Origin of the sequence: Streptomyces sp. NPDC014727 (assembly GCF_043083485.1) — a bacterium.
GTDB lineage: Bacteria > Actinomycetota > Actinomycetes > Streptomycetales > Streptomycetaceae > Streptomyces.
Window position 1 is genome coordinate 490573 of record NZ_JBIBYR010000002.1, and the last position, 15781, is coordinate 506353.

Annotated in this window: 17 protein-coding genes; 11 read left to right on the plus strand and 6 right to left on the minus strand. The window is 71.6% G+C overall.

Going from position 1 to position 15781, the window contains the following annotated elements; genetic code table 11:
* Positions 1-69: 69 nt before the first annotated feature.
* A complete protein-coding gene (dapC, locus tag ACF1B9_RS05855) occupies positions 70-1164 on the plus strand; it encodes a succinyldiaminopimelate transaminase (protein ID WP_391739272.1) in 1095 nt (364 codons plus the stop codon).
* 80 nt (positions 1165-1244) lie between these two features.
* Here dapC and ACF1B9_RS05860 read toward each other — a convergent pair whose 3' ends face one another.
* Entirely contained in the window at positions 1245-1643 is a 399-nt protein-coding gene (locus ACF1B9_RS05860) for an ATP-binding protein (protein WP_391739273.1), read from the minus strand.
* A gap of 283 nt (positions 1644-1926) precedes the next feature.
* Entirely contained in the window at positions 1927-2877 is a 951-nt protein-coding gene (locus ACF1B9_RS05865) for a hypothetical protein (protein ID WP_391739274.1), read from the minus strand.
* Between the two features lie 94 nt (positions 2878-2971).
* Between ACF1B9_RS05865 and dapE the strand changes: the two genes are divergently transcribed.
* Both dapE and ACF1B9_RS05875 read left to right on the plus strand, forming a co-directional pair.
* Positions 2972-4051, plus strand: coding sequence for a succinyl-diaminopimelate desuccinylase (gene dapE / locus ACF1B9_RS05870; RefSeq protein WP_351075580.1), 1080 nt, complete (start codon positions 2972-2974; stop codon positions 4049-4051).
* 100 nt (positions 4052-4151) lie between these two features.
* Complete coding sequence (locus ACF1B9_RS05875; RefSeq protein WP_351075578.1) at positions 4152-4901, plus strand: TIGR00730 family Rossman fold protein; 750 nt, start codon at positions 4152-4154, stop codon at positions 4899-4901.
* Positions 4902-5031: 130 nt separating this feature from the next.
* On the opposite strand, the gene folP is transcribed toward ACF1B9_RS05875, so the two are convergent.
* The gene (folP, locus tag ACF1B9_RS05880) at positions 5032-5904 is read right to left on the minus strand and encodes a dihydropteroate synthase (RefSeq protein WP_391739275.1); all 873 of its coding nucleotides are present in this window, start codon (positions 5902-5904) and stop codon (positions 5032-5034) included.
* Positions 5905-6126: 222 nt separating this feature from the next.
* Here folP and ACF1B9_RS05885 point away from each other — a divergent pair, with 222 nt between their 5' ends.
* Together ACF1B9_RS05885 and ACF1B9_RS05890 are read left to right on the plus strand one after the other, a co-directional pair.
* Entirely contained in the window at positions 6127-6600 is a 474-nt protein-coding gene (locus ACF1B9_RS05885; RefSeq protein WP_391739276.1) for a DivIVA domain-containing protein, read from the plus strand.
* The gene (locus ACF1B9_RS05890) at positions 6597-7184 is read left to right on the plus strand and encodes a DNA-3-methyladenine glycosylase I (RefSeq protein WP_391739277.1); all 588 of its coding nucleotides are present in this window, start codon (positions 6597-6599) and stop codon (positions 7182-7184) included. Before ACF1B9_RS05885 ends, ACF1B9_RS05890 begins: the two co-directional genes overlap by 4 nt.
* Positions 7185-7215: 31 nt before the next feature.
* On the opposite strand, the gene ACF1B9_RS05895 is transcribed toward ACF1B9_RS05890, so the two are convergent.
* Positions 7216-8028 carry an enoyl-CoA hydratase/isomerase family protein gene (locus ACF1B9_RS05895; RefSeq protein ID WP_391739278.1) on the minus strand — a complete coding sequence of 271 codons (813 nt, stop codon included), beginning with the start codon at positions 8026-8028 and terminating at the stop codon, positions 7216-7218.
* A gap of 313 nt (positions 8029-8341) precedes the next feature.
* On the opposite strand from ACF1B9_RS05895, the gene ACF1B9_RS05900 reads away from it, so the two are divergent.
* Complete coding sequence (locus ACF1B9_RS05900; protein ID WP_003966491.1) at positions 8342-8509, plus strand: DUF3117 domain-containing protein; 168 nt, start codon at positions 8342-8344, stop codon at positions 8507-8509.
* Between the two features lie 195 nt (positions 8510-8704).
* On the opposite strand, the gene ACF1B9_RS05905 is transcribed toward ACF1B9_RS05900, so the two are convergent.
* Positions 8705-9370, minus strand: a complete 666-nt coding sequence (locus ACF1B9_RS05905; RefSeq protein ID WP_361449369.1) for an O-methyltransferase — start codon at positions 9368-9370, stop codon at positions 8705-8707.
* Between the two features lie 182 nt (positions 9371-9552).
* On the opposite strand from ACF1B9_RS05905, the gene sigE reads away from it, so the two are divergent.
* The 5 genes from sigE (at position 9553) to ACF1B9_RS05930 (ending at position 14552) form a co-directional block, all read left to right on the plus strand.
* Positions 9553-10314, plus strand: coding sequence for an RNA polymerase sigma factor SigE (sigE, locus tag ACF1B9_RS05910; protein WP_351075563.1), 762 nt, complete (start codon positions 9553-9555; stop codon positions 10312-10314).
* Complete coding sequence (locus ACF1B9_RS05915; RefSeq protein ID WP_391739279.1) at positions 10311-11315, plus strand: zf-HC2 domain-containing protein; 1005 nt, start codon at positions 10311-10313, stop codon at positions 11313-11315. Before sigE ends, ACF1B9_RS05915 begins: the two co-directional genes overlap by 4 nt.
* A 110-nt stretch (positions 11316-11425) precedes the next feature.
* Positions 11426-13189 carry a trypsin-like peptidase domain-containing protein gene (locus ACF1B9_RS05920; RefSeq protein ID WP_391739280.1) on the plus strand — a complete coding sequence of 588 codons (1764 nt, stop codon included), beginning with the start codon at positions 11426-11428 and terminating at the stop codon, positions 13187-13189.
* Between the two features lie 99 nt (positions 13190-13288).
* Positions 13289-13774 (plus strand): sec-independent translocase, encoded by a 486-nt coding sequence (locus tag ACF1B9_RS05925; RefSeq protein ID WP_391739281.1) that lies wholly within the window; start codon positions 13289-13291, stop codon positions 13772-13774.
* Positions 13775-13892: 118 nt separating this feature from the next.
* Positions 13893-14552, plus strand: a complete 660-nt coding sequence (locus ACF1B9_RS05930; protein ID WP_391739282.1) for a hypothetical protein — start codon at positions 13893-13895, stop codon at positions 14550-14552.
* Positions 14553-14613: 61 nt separating this feature from the next.
* Here ACF1B9_RS05930 and ACF1B9_RS05935 read toward each other — a convergent pair whose 3' ends face one another.
* Complete coding sequence (locus ACF1B9_RS05935) at positions 14614-15747, minus strand: Mrp/NBP35 family ATP-binding protein (RefSeq protein WP_391739283.1); 1134 nt, start codon at positions 15745-15747, stop codon at positions 14614-14616.
* Between the last annotated feature and the right edge of the window lie 34 nt (positions 15748-15781).

A 15781-nucleotide genomic window follows, 5' to 3' on the forward strand; every position in this document is an offset into this window, starting at 1 on the left:
CGATTGGCACCGCGACGCCGCTGACAATCGTGGGGAGGTCGTAACCCCCGTACGAGAAAGCAGAGATCCGTGTCCGCAGTCTCCTCCCGTCTCCCGGTCTTTCCCTGGGACAAGCTCGCGCCCTACAAGTCGACGGCCGCCGCCCACCCGGACGGCATCGTGGACCTGTCCGTCGGCACGCCCGTCGACCCGGTGCCCGAGCTGATCCGGCGGGCGCTCGTCGCCGCGGCGGACAGCCCCGGCTATCCGACGGTGTGGGGGACCGCCGAACTGCGTGACGCGATCACGGGCTGGGTGGAGCGGCGGCTCGGCGCGGTCTCCGTGGCGCACGAGAACGTCCTGCCGGTCGTCGGCTCCAAGGAGCTGGTGGCCTGGCTGCCGACCCAGCTGGGTCTCGGCGCGGGCGACAAGGTGGCGTATCCGCGCCTGGCCTACCCGACGTACGAGGTGGGCGCCCGGCTCTGCGGCGCCGAGCCCGTGGTCTACGACGACCCGACCGAGCTCGACCCGGCCGGCCTGAAGCTGCTCTGGCTCAACTCGCCGTCCAACCCGACCGGTCGCGTCCTGGCCAAGGACGACCTGACCCGGATCGTCGCCTGGGCGCGCGAGCACGACGTGCTGGTCTTCAGTGACGAGTGCTACCTGGAACTGGGCTGGGAGGCCGAACCCGTCTCCGTACTGCACCCCGACGTCTGCGGTGGCACGTACGAGGGCATCGTCGCCGTCCACTCGCTCTCCAAGCGGTCCAACCTGGCCGGGTACCGCGCGGCCTTCGTCGCGGGCGACGCGGCCGTGCTCGGCGAGCTGCTGCTGATCCGCAAGCACGGCGGAATGATGACGCCGGCCCCGGTCCAGGCGGCGACGGTCGTGGCGCTCGGCGACGACGAGCACGTCGCCGAGCAGCGGACCAGGTACGCGGAGCGGCGCGCGGCCCTGCGCACGGCGCTGGAGGCCCACGGCTTCCGCGTCGAGCACAGCGAGGCGAGCCTCTACCTGTGGGCGACCCGGGACGAGCCGTGCTGGGAGACCGTGGCGTACCTCGCGGAACTCGGCATTCTGGTGGCGCCCGGCGACTTCTACGGGCCGGCCGGTGACCGCTTCGTACGCGTGGCGTTCACCGCGACGGACGAGCGGGTGGCGGCCGCGGTCGAGCGGCTGGCCTGACAGTCCGGCGATCACCCGCGCGGGGCCCCGGGAGTGGGCACTCCCGGGGCCCCGCGCGTATGTCGTGCCGACGGATCGGGTCAGCCGACCGGCAGGCCGTTCGTGGGCAGACCGCCCCGGCTCGCGGCACCGGTGGCGCCGCCGAGGACCTCGCCCGCGCTGCCCGCCGCACCCCCGGCGGCGTTCTGGACGGCGGGGGCCGCCTGGGAGCCGGCCTTGCCGACGGTCTTGTCCGCGGCCGGGAGGGTCGTACCGACGATCTTGCCGCCGGTCTCGCCCGCCGCCTTGGTGCCCTGCTGGGACGCGCCGTCGACCGTCCTGCCGAGGCCGGTGCCGTCGACGGTGGTCAGGCCGCCGAGCTCCGGGGTCTGCGGGAGCGCCGCGGCACCTGCGGATCCGGCCGCACCGACCACGGGGGCCGCACCCGCGGCGATCAGCAGCGCGGCACGGGCGATCCGGCGGGTCAGGGGGAGGGACATGATGCTCCTTCGACGGGATGAGGAATCGGTCAGTCCGTTGACCGGACGCAATGACAACCGTCGAAAGGGTGGGGGAGGTTGCGGTGGGACGAGGCAAAGAGTCGGCAATGCGTCACATAATCCGCAACGGATGAAGCCGGGCAGACGCCGCATTCCTGAACGGCCCGATGAACCGCCGCTCCCCTTTGTCCTCAAGAGAATTCGGGGGTGGGGGAGAGGTGGCGAGGGCGCCGGGCGACGGGCCGTCCCGGAGTGGCTGGATGACGCCTGAGGGGGATCGTCCCTACTGGTGTGCGAGCCGTATGCGGACCTCGGTGGTGCCCGATTCCGTACGGTCCGTCCGCCAGCCCGACCCGGCCTCCCACACCCGGCCCGCGTACGCGACCTCGTCCAGGCGGAGCGCCTCGGACCGTGCGACCGCCCAGTGCGCGAGCTCCCAGCCGCGCCGCGCCGGGTCCACGGTCCCCGAGGCGCGGGACGCCCGCACCGGCACCGAGACCGTGCTCGTCGCCGCCGGACCGGCCGCGCCCTTCCCGTCCTTCGTCGACGGCGCCTTCGCGGGCAGCACGTCCTTGCCGAACGCGCGTACCAGCTCCGCCCGCACCTTTGCCGCATCGGCCGTCGCGGCCGTGGCCCGCGGCGGCGCGCAGTTCAGCGCGGCGGGGGTGCGGCCGGTCAGCGCCGCCGCCAGCAAGGCCGCGTCCGGCTCGTGCTTCGCGTACGCCTGCGGGTAGCCGCTGCGCTGGACCCGCTGTGCGGCGACCGTCAGCGGCAGCCGCGAATAGCCGGGGACCTCGGCCAGATGCCGGTAGAACTCCCCCGAGGAGTAGACCGGGTCGAGGATCTGCTTCCCGGTACCCCAGCCCTGCGAGGGGCGCTGCTGGAACAGCCCCAGCGAATCCCGGTCGCCGTGCTCGATGTTGCGCAGCCCGGACTCCTGCAACGCGGTCGCCAGCGCGATCGTCACCGCGCGCTCCGGCATCCCGCGCGAGGTGCCGACCGCGGAGATCGTCGCGGCGTTCGAGGCCTGCTCCGGGCTCATCCGGTAGGTGCGGCCCTTGCCGGCCGAACCGTCGGCGGATTCCACGGTGCACCCTTCGAGGACCATGGTGCCGGATATGTACTGCACGGTCAGATAGCCGCCGAGGGCGGCGAGCACGACAAAAGCGGCCGCGATACGGGAGAGGCGGCTGCGGCTGGTGTGTCGGCGGGTGGGGGAGACGGTCCGGGGCACGGAGCCACCGTACTGGAGTGCTCCGCAGGGGCCGAGGGCCCAGTCCCTCCGGCCCGTTCCCGCCGGTCCGTTCCCCTTCCATTAGGGTCGGTTCATGCCCGAAAGCACGCTTGACCTCACCCTGGACGGCCCGGCGCTGACCGCCCGGCTCGTCGACTTCCCCTCGGTCAGCGGTCAGGAGAAGGAGCTCGCCGACGCGATCGAATCGGCGCTGAGCACCCTGCCGCATCTGACCGTCGACCGGCACGGCAACAACGTCGTGGCCCGGACGAACCTGGGCCGGGCCGAGCGGGTCGTGCTCGCCGGGCACATCGACACCGTGCCGATCGCCGACAACGTCCCGTCGCGGCTCGACGACGACGGCGTGCTGTGGGGCTGCGGCACCTCCGACATGAAGTCGGGCGTCGCCGTCCAGCTGCGGATCGCCGCGACCGTGCCCGAGCCCAACCGCGACCTCACCTTCGTCTTCTACGACAACGAAGAGGTCGCCGCGCACCTCAACGGGCTCGGCCACATCGCCGACGCCCACCCCGACTGGCTGGCGGGCGACTTCGCGGTCCTTCTGGAGGGCTCCGACGCCGAGGTCGAGGGCGGCTGCCAGGGCACCTTGCGGGTCTTCCTGCGCACGGAGGGGGAGCGGGCCCACTCCGCGCGCGGCTGGATGGGCTCCAACGCCATCCACGCCGCCGCTCCGGTCCTGGCCCGGCTCGCCGCGTACGAACCGCGCCGCCCGGTCATCGACGGGCTGGAGTACCACGAGGGTCTGAACGCAGTCCGGATCGAGGGCGGCGTCGCCAACAACGTCATCCCCGATGCCTGCACCGTCGTCGTGAACTACCGGTACGCCCCCGACCGCACCGCCGAGGAGGCGCTGGCCCACGTCCACGAGGTCTTCGCGGACTGCGGCGTCGTCGAATTCACCGTCGACGACCACTCGGGAGCGGCCATGCCCGGCCTCTCCCACCCGGCGGCCAAGGCGTTCATGGCGGCGGTCGGCGGTACCGCCCGGCCCAAGTTCGGCTGGACCGACGTCTCCCGTTTCGGCTCTCTCGGCGTCCCGGCGGTGAACTACGGCCCCGGCGACCCGCTCTTCGCGCACAAGCGCGACGAGCACGTGGTGGTCGAGCGGATCACCCACTGCGAGGAGCGGCTCCGCTCCTGGCTCACCGGCTGACCCACGGCATTCGCCTGTCCGTAACCTCCGTGGATCTACCCTGACCTGACACGGATGGTCATCGCCGGTGGCCATCGATCGTCGTCGGAGGGAGCGGATCATGGGCAACCCCGAGGGAGCGCACGTCCCCGAGGAGCAGCGGCTCGGACCGGTACTGCGCCGCAGGGAACAGGTACAGCCCGGCACCACCGATCAGCGGCTGCTGGACACCGAGGGCGACTCCGAGTGGGTGCACACCGACCCATGGCGGGTGATGCGCATCCAGTCGGAGTTCGTCGAGGGATTCGGCGCCCTCGCCGAGCTGCCGAGCGCCATCAGCGTCTTCGGCTCGGCCCGCAGCAAGGCCGGCGGGCCGGACTACGAGGCGGGTGTACGCATCGGCAAGGCCCTGGTGGAAGCCGGCTTCGCGGTGATCACCGGGGGCGGACCCGGGGCGATGGAGGCGGCGAACAAGGGGGCGCGGGAGGCGAAGGGCGTCTCGGTCGGCCTCGGCATCGAGCTGCCCTTCGAGTCGGGTCTCAACCCGCACGTCGACATCGGGGTCAACTTCCGCTACTTCTTCGTCCGCAAGACGATGTTCGTGAAGTACGCCCAGGGCTTCGTCGTCCTGCCCGGCGGCCTCGGCACGCTGGACGAACTCTTCGAGGCCCTCACTCTCGTCCAGACGGGCAAGGTCACCCGCTTCCCGATCGTGCTGTTCGGCACGGCGTACTGGAGCGGGCTGGTGGACTGGCTGCGGGACACGGTGGTGGCGCAGGGCAAGGCGTCCGAGCACGACCTGCTGCTGTTCCACGTCACGGACGACGTGGACGAGGCGGTCGACCTCGTGACGAAGGAGGTCGGCCGGTAGTCCGGGCCGCCGCGGCGATCGAGGAGCGGGGGCCGGGCGGCCTCCCGGGCAGGGGGCGGGTGCCCGGCCCTCTCCGGGCGGCCGCCCGCCCTGCTCCGCCGCCCGTCCTGTTGCGCCGCCCGCGTCCCGGCTACGCGAGCCCTCGCCGGGCGACCGCCGGTTCCCGGTGCCCCGCGATGGAGGCCACCATGTCCAGCACCTGCCGCGTCTCCGCCACCTCGTGCACCCGGTACACCTGTGCCCCCAGCCACGCGGAGACGGCCGTCGTCGCCAGTGTCCCGATCACCCGTTCCTTCACCGGCCGGTCGAGCGTCTCGCCGACGAAGTCCTTGTTGGACAGCGAGACGAGGACCGGCCACCCGGTCTCGGTCATCTCGCCGAGCCGACGCGTCGCCTCCAGCGAGTGCCGGGTGTTCTTCCCGAAGTCATGACCGGGGTCGATCATGATGCCGTCCGGCCGCACGCCCAGCTCGACCGCCCGCTCGGCCAGTCCCACCGTCACCCGCAGGACGTCCGCCATCACGTCGTCGTAGGCGATCCGGTGCGGCCGGGTCCGCGGCTGGGCGCCGCCCGCGTGCGTGCACACCAGACCGGCGCCGTACCGCGCGGCGACCTGCGCGAGCTTCGGGTCGACGCCTCCCCACGCGTCGTTCAGCACATCCGCCCCGGCTTCGCAGACCGCCGCGCCGACGTCGTGGCGCCAGGTGTCGACACTGATCACCACGTCCGGGTGGCGGCGCCGCACCTCGGCGACGAACCCCACCGTGCGACGGGCCTCCTCCTCGGCGGTCACCTCTTCGCCGGGGCCCGCCTTCACGCCCCCGATGTCGACGATCGCCGCGCCGTCCGCGACGGCCTGCTCGACCCGGGCGAGCGCCGGCTCGTCCCGGAACGTCGCGCCCTGGTCGTAGAAGGAGTCCGGGGTACGGTTCACGATCGCCATGATCACCGGCTCGTGCGCACCGAATTCACGTCGGCCCAGCCTGAGCGCACCGCTTCGCATCCCGTGTTTCTCCTCTGGTAGATCGCCCTGTGGGTCGCCTGCGACCCTAACGACCTGGTGCACGATAGCGAGCGGGATCCCGGCGTCATGCGACTCCGCCTCCGGCGTTGTCGTCGGTCGAGGACGTTCCGCGTCGCCTCCCTGTCCTGGGGGAGGCCGTGGCTGTCAGTACCGCATGGCACGATCGGAGCCGGACAGGTTTCCGCTCCCGGGGAGATGCGCGTGTTCTGGTTCTTGCTGCTGGCGATGGTGGTGGTCGTGGCCGCGGTCACCCTCGCGGTGGTCGGCGGAGGGAAGAGCGCCGTCCTGCAGGACGTGGCGCCCGAACAACTGACCGACCCACTGCCCGCGACGCGTCCGGTGGGCCGCGCGGACGTCGAGGCGCTGCGGTTGCCGGTGGCCGTGCGCGGCTACCGCATGACGGATGTCGACGAGGCACTCGACCGGCTCGGGGCGGAGCTCGCCGAGCGGGACGCGCGCATCGCGGAGCTGGAGTCGGCGCTGGCCGGGGCGCAGGCGACCGCGGTCGGCGGCCCGGATCTGCTCAAACGTCCGGAGGGCCGGCCACAGTCGGCGTGGGAGCCACCGGAGGACCGTGAGCGAGCACCGTGGGAAGCCCCCTGCCGGCACCCTCGGCAGGAGCCGGGGCAGGACGTCCGACGGCCCGACGAGCACGGAGAGGAGCCCCAGCGATGAGCGGCGGCCCGGAAGCCGCCCCGGACGGCGGCCTGCGCTGCCCGTGGGGGCTCTCCACCGAGGACTACCTCACCTATCACGACACCGAATGGGGCCGCCCCGTCCACGGTGACGACGCCCTGTTCGAACGGCTCTGCCTGGAGGCGTTCCAGTCCGGTCTTTCCTGGCTGACGATCCTGCGTCGCCGAGAGGGCTTCCGCTCCGCCTTCGGCGGGTTCAAGATCGCCGCGGTGGCGGAGTTCACCGACGCCGACAAGGAGCGGCTCCTCGCCGACGCCGGGATCATCCGCAACCGGGCGAAGATCGAGGCGACCCTCGCCAACGCCAAGGTGCTGGCCGACTGGCACGCCGGTGAGCTGGACGAGCTGATCTGGTCCCACGCCCCCGACCCGGCCGCCCGCCCGGCCCCGCGCACCGTCGAAGACGTGCCCGCGGTCACCCCGGAGTCCACGGCGCTGGCCAAGGACCTCAAGAAACGCGGCCTGCGCTTCGTCGGACCCACGACGGCCTACGCCCTGATGCAGGCCTGCGGCCTGGTCGACGACCACCTGGCCGACTGCGTGGTGCGCGGAGCCGGGGCGTAGGACTCGTCCGGGGCCCGACCGGCCCCCGTGGCTACCGGCCGAGGTACTTCGGCTTCTCCTTGTTCAGGAACGCCCGTACCGCGATCGCGTGGTCCTCGGAAGCGCCCGCCCTCGTCTGGAGCTCGTCCTCCTTCTCCAGCGCCTCGCTCAGCGTGTGAGTGGTGCCGTGGGCCAGGGACTCCTTGAGCGAGGCGTACGCCACCGTGGGACCGGACGCCAGGGCGCGGGCCACGGCCGTCGCCTCGGCGGCCAGCTCGGCGGCGGGCACCAGCTTGTTCACGATGCCCAGCTCGTGGGCGTCCTGCGCGGAGATCGAGCGCGGGAAGAACAGCAGGTCCGCGGCGCGGCTCTGCCCGATCAGCCGGGGCAGCGTCCAGGAGACGCCCGAGTCGGCGGTGAGGGCCACTGCGGCGAAGGACGTGTTGAACGAGGCGGTGTCGGCGACCACCCGGTAGTCGCAGGCGAGCGCGAACCCGAAACCGGCCCCGGCCGCGACACCGTTCACCCCGGCGACCACCGGCTTGGGCATCCCGGTGATGGCCCGCACGATCGGGTTGTAGTGCTCCTGCACGGTGCTCAGCGCATTGCCGCCGCCGGACTCGCGGGCTTCGTCGAGCTTGCCGATGTGCTCCTTCAGGTCCTGGCCGACACAGAAGGCACGCCCCGTCGCGGTGAGCAGAACGGCCCGTACGTCGAGGTCGGCGGCCGCGGACCGCAGCGCGTCACGGAGCGCCACCTTGGCCTCGGTGTTCATGGCGTTCATCGCGTCGGGACGGTTGATCGTGATCGTCGCGAGCCCCTCGCTCACCTCGTAGAGCACGCTGTCCGCCATCCGGTCGGCCATTTCGCTGTCCCCTCTGCGCCTCGGGCAATGCCTGTCCACGCAAGCATGGCCGACTCGGGCGCGAGCGAACATGTGACCTGCGTCTAACAATTGCGCCCCGATGGAGGGGTGAAGGGGACGGAGTATCGCAGCTGGATCGCCGAATTGGGTGGTTTTGAGAAAGCGCGTTGCGCAAGCGATGCAGACCGATGTTGGTCATCGGGGTCTGTGATGCGGGATAATGGCCTGGAAGCAATGTGTTCGATGCCGGTGACACAGCGCCTGTCATGGGGCCGCCGGTTGCGATGAGCTGGTTTCAGGAAGGGGAACGAGCATGGCGGCCATGAAGCCGCGGACGGGCGACGGCCCGCTCGAGGTGACAAAGGAGGGGCGGGGCATTGTCATGCGCGTTCCGCTCGAAGGCGGCGGTCGGCTTGTCGTGGAGCTGACCCCGGACGAGGCCGACGCACTCGGCGACGCCCTCAAGAAGGTCGTCGGCTGAGCAGAGGCGCCCACACTTCATCACTGCCCCGGCACGGTGTCCGTGCCGGGGCAGTGATGCGTTCACGCCCGACGTGGCAGGGCCCGTCCGGCGGTCGGAACATCGCGGCGCAAGCGGGCCGGTCCGGCGATGGAGATCCCGCCCGGACGCCCCGGGCGGGACGAGGGCCCTGCCCCGCTCGGCTCCGCCACTCCTTCAGCCCCGCCGCACCGCGCACAGCAGCCCGTCCCCCACCGGCAGCAGTGTCGCCATCAGCTCCTGGCTCTCCCGCACCGCGCGCAGCAGCTCCCGCAACCGCAGCACCTCCGCCGGCTGTGCCGCGGAATCGACCGTACGGCCGTCGGCGAACACGCCCTCGAAACAGACCAGGCCGCCCGGCCGAAGCAGGCGCAACGATTCAGCGAGACAGTCGAGGCTCTCCAGCCGGTCGCCGTCGCAGAACACCAGGTCGTACCCGCCGTCCGCGAGCCGTGGCAGTACGTCCAGGGCGCGGCCGGGAATGAAGCGGGCCCGGTTGGTGGCGAACCCCGCGGCCCGGAACGCCTCACGGGCGAACTGCTGGCGCTCGGGCTCCGGGTCGACCGTGGTCAGCACCCCGTCGGGCCGCATGCCGTGCAGCAGATAGAGTCCGGACACGCCCGTCCCGGTGCCGATTTCGGCCACCGCTTTGGCGTCCGTCGTGGCAGCGAGCAAGCGCAGCGCGGCGCCGGTACCTGGCGACACCGAGCGAAGCCCTGCCTCCCGGGCCCGGTCCCGGGCCCAGCGCAATGCTTCGTCCTCGGCGACAAAGGCGTCGGCGAACGCCCAGCTCGTCTGCCGGTTGGCGGTAATGACCCTCTCCTGTCCCCGTAGTTGGCGCAACGGTGACTGTATCCGCTGCACCCGGGAACCCGCTGATGGGACCAGGCGTTGTGCAGGAGCAGGGGAAAGCGCATGGAATCGGCCCGCGGATCGGGTCCGGGAGCCATGGGCCGACGGTACCCGGGGCGATCCCCGGCCCCAGCAGGAAAAAGGCTTATCCGGAGCTAACGGGCGAGGTGGCTATGGTAGGGGCTCCACTGGACACCACCAGAGCCGATAGGGGAGGTGCGGCTGCGCCTGTGGATCGGGGAGGAGTGCTGCGGCGCTTCCTCAGGTCGGCGGGTGAGCCGAAATCCGTGACCAACATTGCTGACCGTTCTTCCAACGACTCCGCAACGACCGCGACGTTCGCCTCGGATGCGGATTCCCAGGCGTGGACGCCACCCTCATGGGAAGAGATCGTCAGCACGCACAGCGGCCGTGTCTACCGCCTTGCCTACAGGCTGACGGGCAACCAGCACGACGCGGAGGATCTCACCCAGGAGGTCTTCGTCCGCGTGTTCAGGTCGCTGTCGACCTATACGCCGGGCACCTTCGAGGGCTGGCTGCACCGCATCACGACCAATCTGTTCCTGGACATGGTCCGTCGTAAGCAGCGGATCCGCTTCGACTCCCTCGGCGACGACGCCGCCGAGCGGCTGCCGAGCCGTGAGCCGTCCCCGCAGCAGGTCTTCAACGACACCCACTTCGACGCGGACGTCCAGCAGGCGCTGGACACCCTCGCGCCCGAATTCCGTGCCGCCGTCGTGCTCTGTGACATCGAGGGCCTCTCGTACGAGGAGATCGCCGCGACGCTGGGCGTGAAGCTCGGTACCGTGCGCAGCCGCATCCACCGCGGTCGCTCGCACCTGCGCAAGGCGCTGCGGCACCGTTCGCCCGAGGCCCGTGCCGAGCAGCGCTCGCTGGCGGGCGCGATCCTGGCAGGGGAGGGCGGAACGGCGTGAGTGGCACAAGTCCGACCCCTGCGGAACAGCACCTGGGGGACCGACTCGCCGCGCTTGTCGACGGCGAACTGAAACATGACGCCCGCGAGCGCGTGCTCGCGCATCTCGCGACCTGCGCCAAGTGCAAGGCCGAGGCTGCCGCCCAGCGGCGCCTGAAGAGCGTCTTCGCTCAGTCCGCCCCTCCTTCGCCGTCCGAGGGGTTCCTCGCCCGGCTGCAGGGCCTTCCCGGGGGGCCGGGGGGTGACGACGACCGCCCGGGAAGACCATTCGGCTCCGGGCGCTTCGCCGACGGGCTCTTCCCCGTGATCCAGCCGTCCGGCAGCCGCACGGAGCCGCCGGGCGATTCGCCCCTGGGCGGTTTCGGCTTCCTCCCGGACCCGCACGGATCGACCGCCGTACTGCCGGGTGGTTCCTCCCGTTCGGGCTTCCGGATCCATGAGGTGGGCCGCGAGGGGGACCGTTCGCCGTGGCGCGGCCGGAGATTCGCCTTCGCAGCCGCCGGCGCCGTATCGCTGGCGGCCATCGCGCTGGGCGGAGCCCTGCAGACGGGCGCGGGTTCCAGCCCCCCGGTGCAGGCCGCGGGCACCGGAAACACGGTGACCCCGCTCGACACGTCTTCCCGCGGTGAGAGCACCGGCTCCGCGAGCCGTCGTGGCGGTGGCGGCCAGGGCACGCTCGCCGCGACGGAGGCGGGCGACCGCTCGATCGCCGCCGGGCCGCCGCCCGTGCCGGAGGCCACACCGGCCGCGCTCTCCGCCGGCCCCGCGCTGCTCACTTCCGGAAACCTCACGGAGAGCACCTTCGCGGTTCCGGTCCTGACCAATATGTCGGCGCCACCGCTGATACCTCCGACCGGCACCTCCCCGCTCTTCGCCCGAGTGCTCGGACGGCTCGCCCCGCCACCCCCGTCGCCCTCCGTGCAGCCGTCCTGGACGCCCCCGTCGGCCTCCGCCCTCCCCACCCCCGCCGATCGCGGACTTCCGCTTTCCTCCCGGCGCTGACCGGGGTCTGCGCAGACCTTCGCAAACCTGGTTGAATTCCGGGAGGAATTCCGGGAGGGACGTCCCTTCCGGGGGGTGCAGAGGCCAGTCGCGGCAGTTGCGGGGAGAGCATGGAAGACGGGAAGTCCACCGGGCCGAAGGCGAAGTGGTGGAGCCGGCCCGCGCCGGGACGCACCGCCCGCACAGCGCCGGACGAGCCGTCCCCCGTCGAGGACGCGTTGCCCACGGCCGATGCGACGGCCGATGTGACGGACCCGGCGGGCGGGACACGGGCGCCCGTGCCCGACGCGCCGCTCCAGCCACCGGCGGCCGAACCGGCGTCGCGGCCCCCGGCCCCCGAGTCGGTGGTGCAGCCCCCGGCGGTGGAGCCCGTGGCATCCGTGCCCGCCGCGCGGCCCGCGCCCCTGCACGAGCCCGATGAGTACAGCACCCCGCCGTACGGCGGACCCGGCCCCTGGGCGCCCGCACCGCCCGTGCAGCGACCGGTCCCGACCCCGGCGCACGGCACCCCCGTACCACCGCAGTACGCGGCGACGAACGGGGCGGGCGTCCCCAACGCCACCACCGCGGCCCCGGGTTTCACACCCCCGCCCCAGCACTCACCGCCGCAGCACCCCCAGTCCCAGCACCCGCAGGGTGCGCAGCCCGTGCTTCAGCCCCAGCAGCCCCAGCCGACGCAGTGGCTCCAGTACGACCCCTGGGGTGCGCCCCGGCAGCCGCTGACGCATCCGGGTCCGCCGCTCGGGACCGACAACGGCCGGAAGAAGAACCGCCGCGGTTCCCTCCTCATCGGTGCGGTGCTGCTCGCGCTGGTGGCCGGCGGCATCGGCGGAGGCATCGGCTCCTACGTCGAGCGCAACGGCGGTCTCACCCGGGTCGAGCTTCCGCAGGCCGGCCGGAACAGCGGCGGCCGCGCCCCCGACAGCGTCGCGGGGATCGCCGCCAGCGCCCTGCCCAGCGTGGTGACCCTCCACGTCAGCGGGACGACCGAGTCCGGCACCGGCACCGGATTCGTTCTCGACAACCGCGGCCACATCCTCACCAACAACCATGTCGTCGCCCCGGCCGGGTCCTCCGGCGAGATCACCGTGACGTTCAGCGGCGGTGAGACCGCACGCGCCGAGGTCGTCGGCAAGGACAGCGGCTACGACCTCGCCGTGGTCAAGGTCACCGGCGTCTCCGGCCTCAAGCCGCTGCCGCTGGGCAACTCCGACAACGTGCAGGTCGGTGACCCGGTGGTGGCCATCGGTGCCCCCTTCGACCTGTCCAACACGGTGACCTCCGGCATCATCAGCGCCAAGGACCGGCCGATCACCGCGGGCGGCGAGAACGGCGACGGCAGCGACATCAGCTATGTCGACGCGCTGCAGACCGATGCCCCGATCAACCCGGGCAACTCCGGCGGCCCGCTCGTCGACACCGACGCCCATGTCATAGGCATCAACAGCGCCATCCGCGCAGCCGACAACGGATCGAGCACCGAGGGCGGACAGGCCGGGTCCATCGGTCTCGGCTTCGCCATTCCGATCAACCAGGGCAAGCGCGTCGCCGAGGAACTGATCAACACCGGAAAGGCCACCCACCCGGTGATCGGCGTCACATTGGACATGAAGTACACCGGCGACGGTGCCAAGGTCGGCGCGAAGGGCGCTGCCGGCAAGTCCGCGGTGGCGGCCGACGGGCCCGGGGCCGAGGCCGGGATCAAGCCGGGGGACGTCATCACCGCGGTCGACGGTCAGCGGGTGCACAGTGGCGAGGAACTGATCGTGAAGATCCGCGCCCACCGGCCCGGCGACCGTCTGGACCTCACCTTGACCCGTGGTGGTAAAGACCTGTCCATCTCTTTGACGCTCGGCTCCGCAACCGGCACGTGACGGCCACGGGACGCTACCGCGCGGGTAGTTTCGACCGGTACCGTGGGCCGGGTCCGGACCACAACCGACCTGGTCGCGGAGAACACGAGGAGCATCAGGGTGTTCAATGACATAGGCCCACTGGAGCTGGTGACGCTCGCGATCCTGGGCGTGCTGATCTTCGGCCCGGACAAGCTGCCCAAGGTCATCCAGGACGCCTCGCGCTTCATCCGTAAGATCCGCGAGTTCTCCGAGAGTGCCAAGGAGGACATCCGTACGGAGCTCGGCCCGGAGTTCAAGGACTTCGAGTTCGAGGACCTCAACCCCAAGACGTTCGTCCGCAAGCAGCTCATGGACGGCGGCGACGACCTGGGGCTGAAGGAGATCCGCGAGAGCTTCGACCTGCGCAAGGACCTGGCAGAGGTCACCGACGCGGTGAACGGCAGGGAAAGCGCTGCCGTGGAGTCCGCGGACTCCCGCAGCGGCGTGTCGAGCGGCTCGGCGAGCACCGCCGCCAACGGCTCCGCCGGGACTCCGGACCTGCTCAAGAAGCGTGAACAGCCCGCGAAGGACGACCGCCCGCCGTTCGACGCCGACGCCACCTGACCGCAGTCAATCCCGACTCGTCCGGACGGTATGGCTATTCTCCATCTGTCCGGTTGTGAGGACGCCCGTGGGGGGCGGGCCGCTCCGGACCTCAGGGATCGAGGAGGCGGCCGGGCAGATGGAGACGACCAGTCGGGTGGGCGCGGAAGGCGCGCCGGACACAGCCACCGCGGAGGGGAAGCCGGCGGCCCGGCGTGCTGTCGACGGATTTCTGGCTGCTCCGTTTCCCTGGTACGCACTGGACGAGGCATTCACCGGCCCGCGTCGGCTGATGCAGGTGGGCACCGCCGCGGACGGCACGGTGCAGCACGGCTCCGTCGGGCACGGTGACGAGCCGTCGGTACGGGCCGAGGGGGGTGCCGAGAAGCAACGATTCGCCGTCGTCGTGACGGTGGCCAGCAGCCCGGTGCGGCACAGCGGAGACGGTACGGGGGTGCTGGACGCGACCACCGTCTCCTCCGCGGCCTGGCTGGCCGGGTCCGGTCTGCTGGCCTGCACATGGCCCCCGCAGATGGATCACTCGCTGCGTGACGACTGGCTGGACCAGCAGACGGAGACTGCGTTCGAGCTCGCCGACGATCTGGACGGTCCCGCGTGGTCGGTGCTGTCGCTGCCGGTGGACGGCGTTCCCGTGCCGTTCCACTACCGCGAGTCCGAGTTCGGCTGGGTGCTGGCGGGGTCGGCGCGCGGCGGGGTGCACATCGGGGCGTACGGGCGGGGGATGAGCGCGTACGGGCTGGGTTTCTCGGTGGTCGGCGACATCACGGCGTACGCGTAGCGCCGGGCGGTGGGGCGGTGACCGGTTCAGGCCAGCCGCCCCTCCCAGCCCTCTGAACGACTCAGAACTTGTTGCGCGGGGTGATCCCCAGCGACATGCCGGACAGGCCGCGCTGACGGCCTCCCAGCTTGTCCGCGATGGTGCGGAGCGCCTTGCCGGCCGGGGAGTCGGGGTCGGACAGGACGACCGGCTTGCCCTCGTCGCCGCCCTCGCGCAGCCGTACGTCGATCGGGATGGAGCCGAGCACCGGCACCTCCGCGCCGGTCGTCCTCGTCAGTCCCTCGGCGACCTTCCGGCCACCGCCGGTGCCGAACACGTCGACCATCTCGTCGCAGTGCGGGCAGGGCAGTCCCGACATGTTCTCGACGACGCCGACGATCTTCTGGTGCGTCTGCACGGCGATCGAACCGGCCCGCTCGGCCACCTCGGCCGCCGCCTGCTGCGGGGTCGTGACGACCAGGATCTCGGCGTTCGGCACGAGCTGGGCCACCGAGATCGCGATGTCACCGGTGCCCGGCGGCAGGTCGAGCAGCAGGACGTCCAGGTCGCCCCAGTACACATCGGCGAGGAACTGCTGGAGTGCCCGGTGCAGCATGGGTCCGCGCCACACCACCGGGGCGTTGCCCGGGGTGAACATGCCGATGGAGATGACCTTCACGCCGTGCGCCGACGGCGGCATGATCATGTTCTCGACCTGGGTCGGCTTGCCGTCCGCACCGAGCATCCGGGGCACGCTGTGCCCGTAGATGTCCGCGTCCACGACACCGACCTTGAGGCCGTCGGCCGCCATCGCGGCCGCCAGGTTCACCGTGACCGACGACTTGCCGACGCCGCCCTTGCCGGACGCGACCGCGTAGACCCTGGTCAGCGAGCCGGGTTTGGCGAACGGCACCTCGCGCTCCGCCGTACCGCCGCGGAGCGAGGACGTGAGCTCCTTGCGCTGTTCGTCGCTCATCACGTCGAGCGTGACATCGACGCGGGTGACGCCTTCGACCTTCGCCACCGCGTCGGTCACGTTCTTGGTGATCGTCTCGCGCATCGGACAGCCTGAGACCGTGAGATAGACCGTGACAGCGACCACACCGTCAGCACCGATCTCGACCGACTTCACCATGCCGAGTTCGGTGATCGGGCGGTGGATCTCCGGGTCGTTCACTGTCGCCAGTGCCTCAAGCACCGCGTCTTCCGTAGCCATACCTTGATAGTACGGGTGCGCGGGGCGCTCGTTG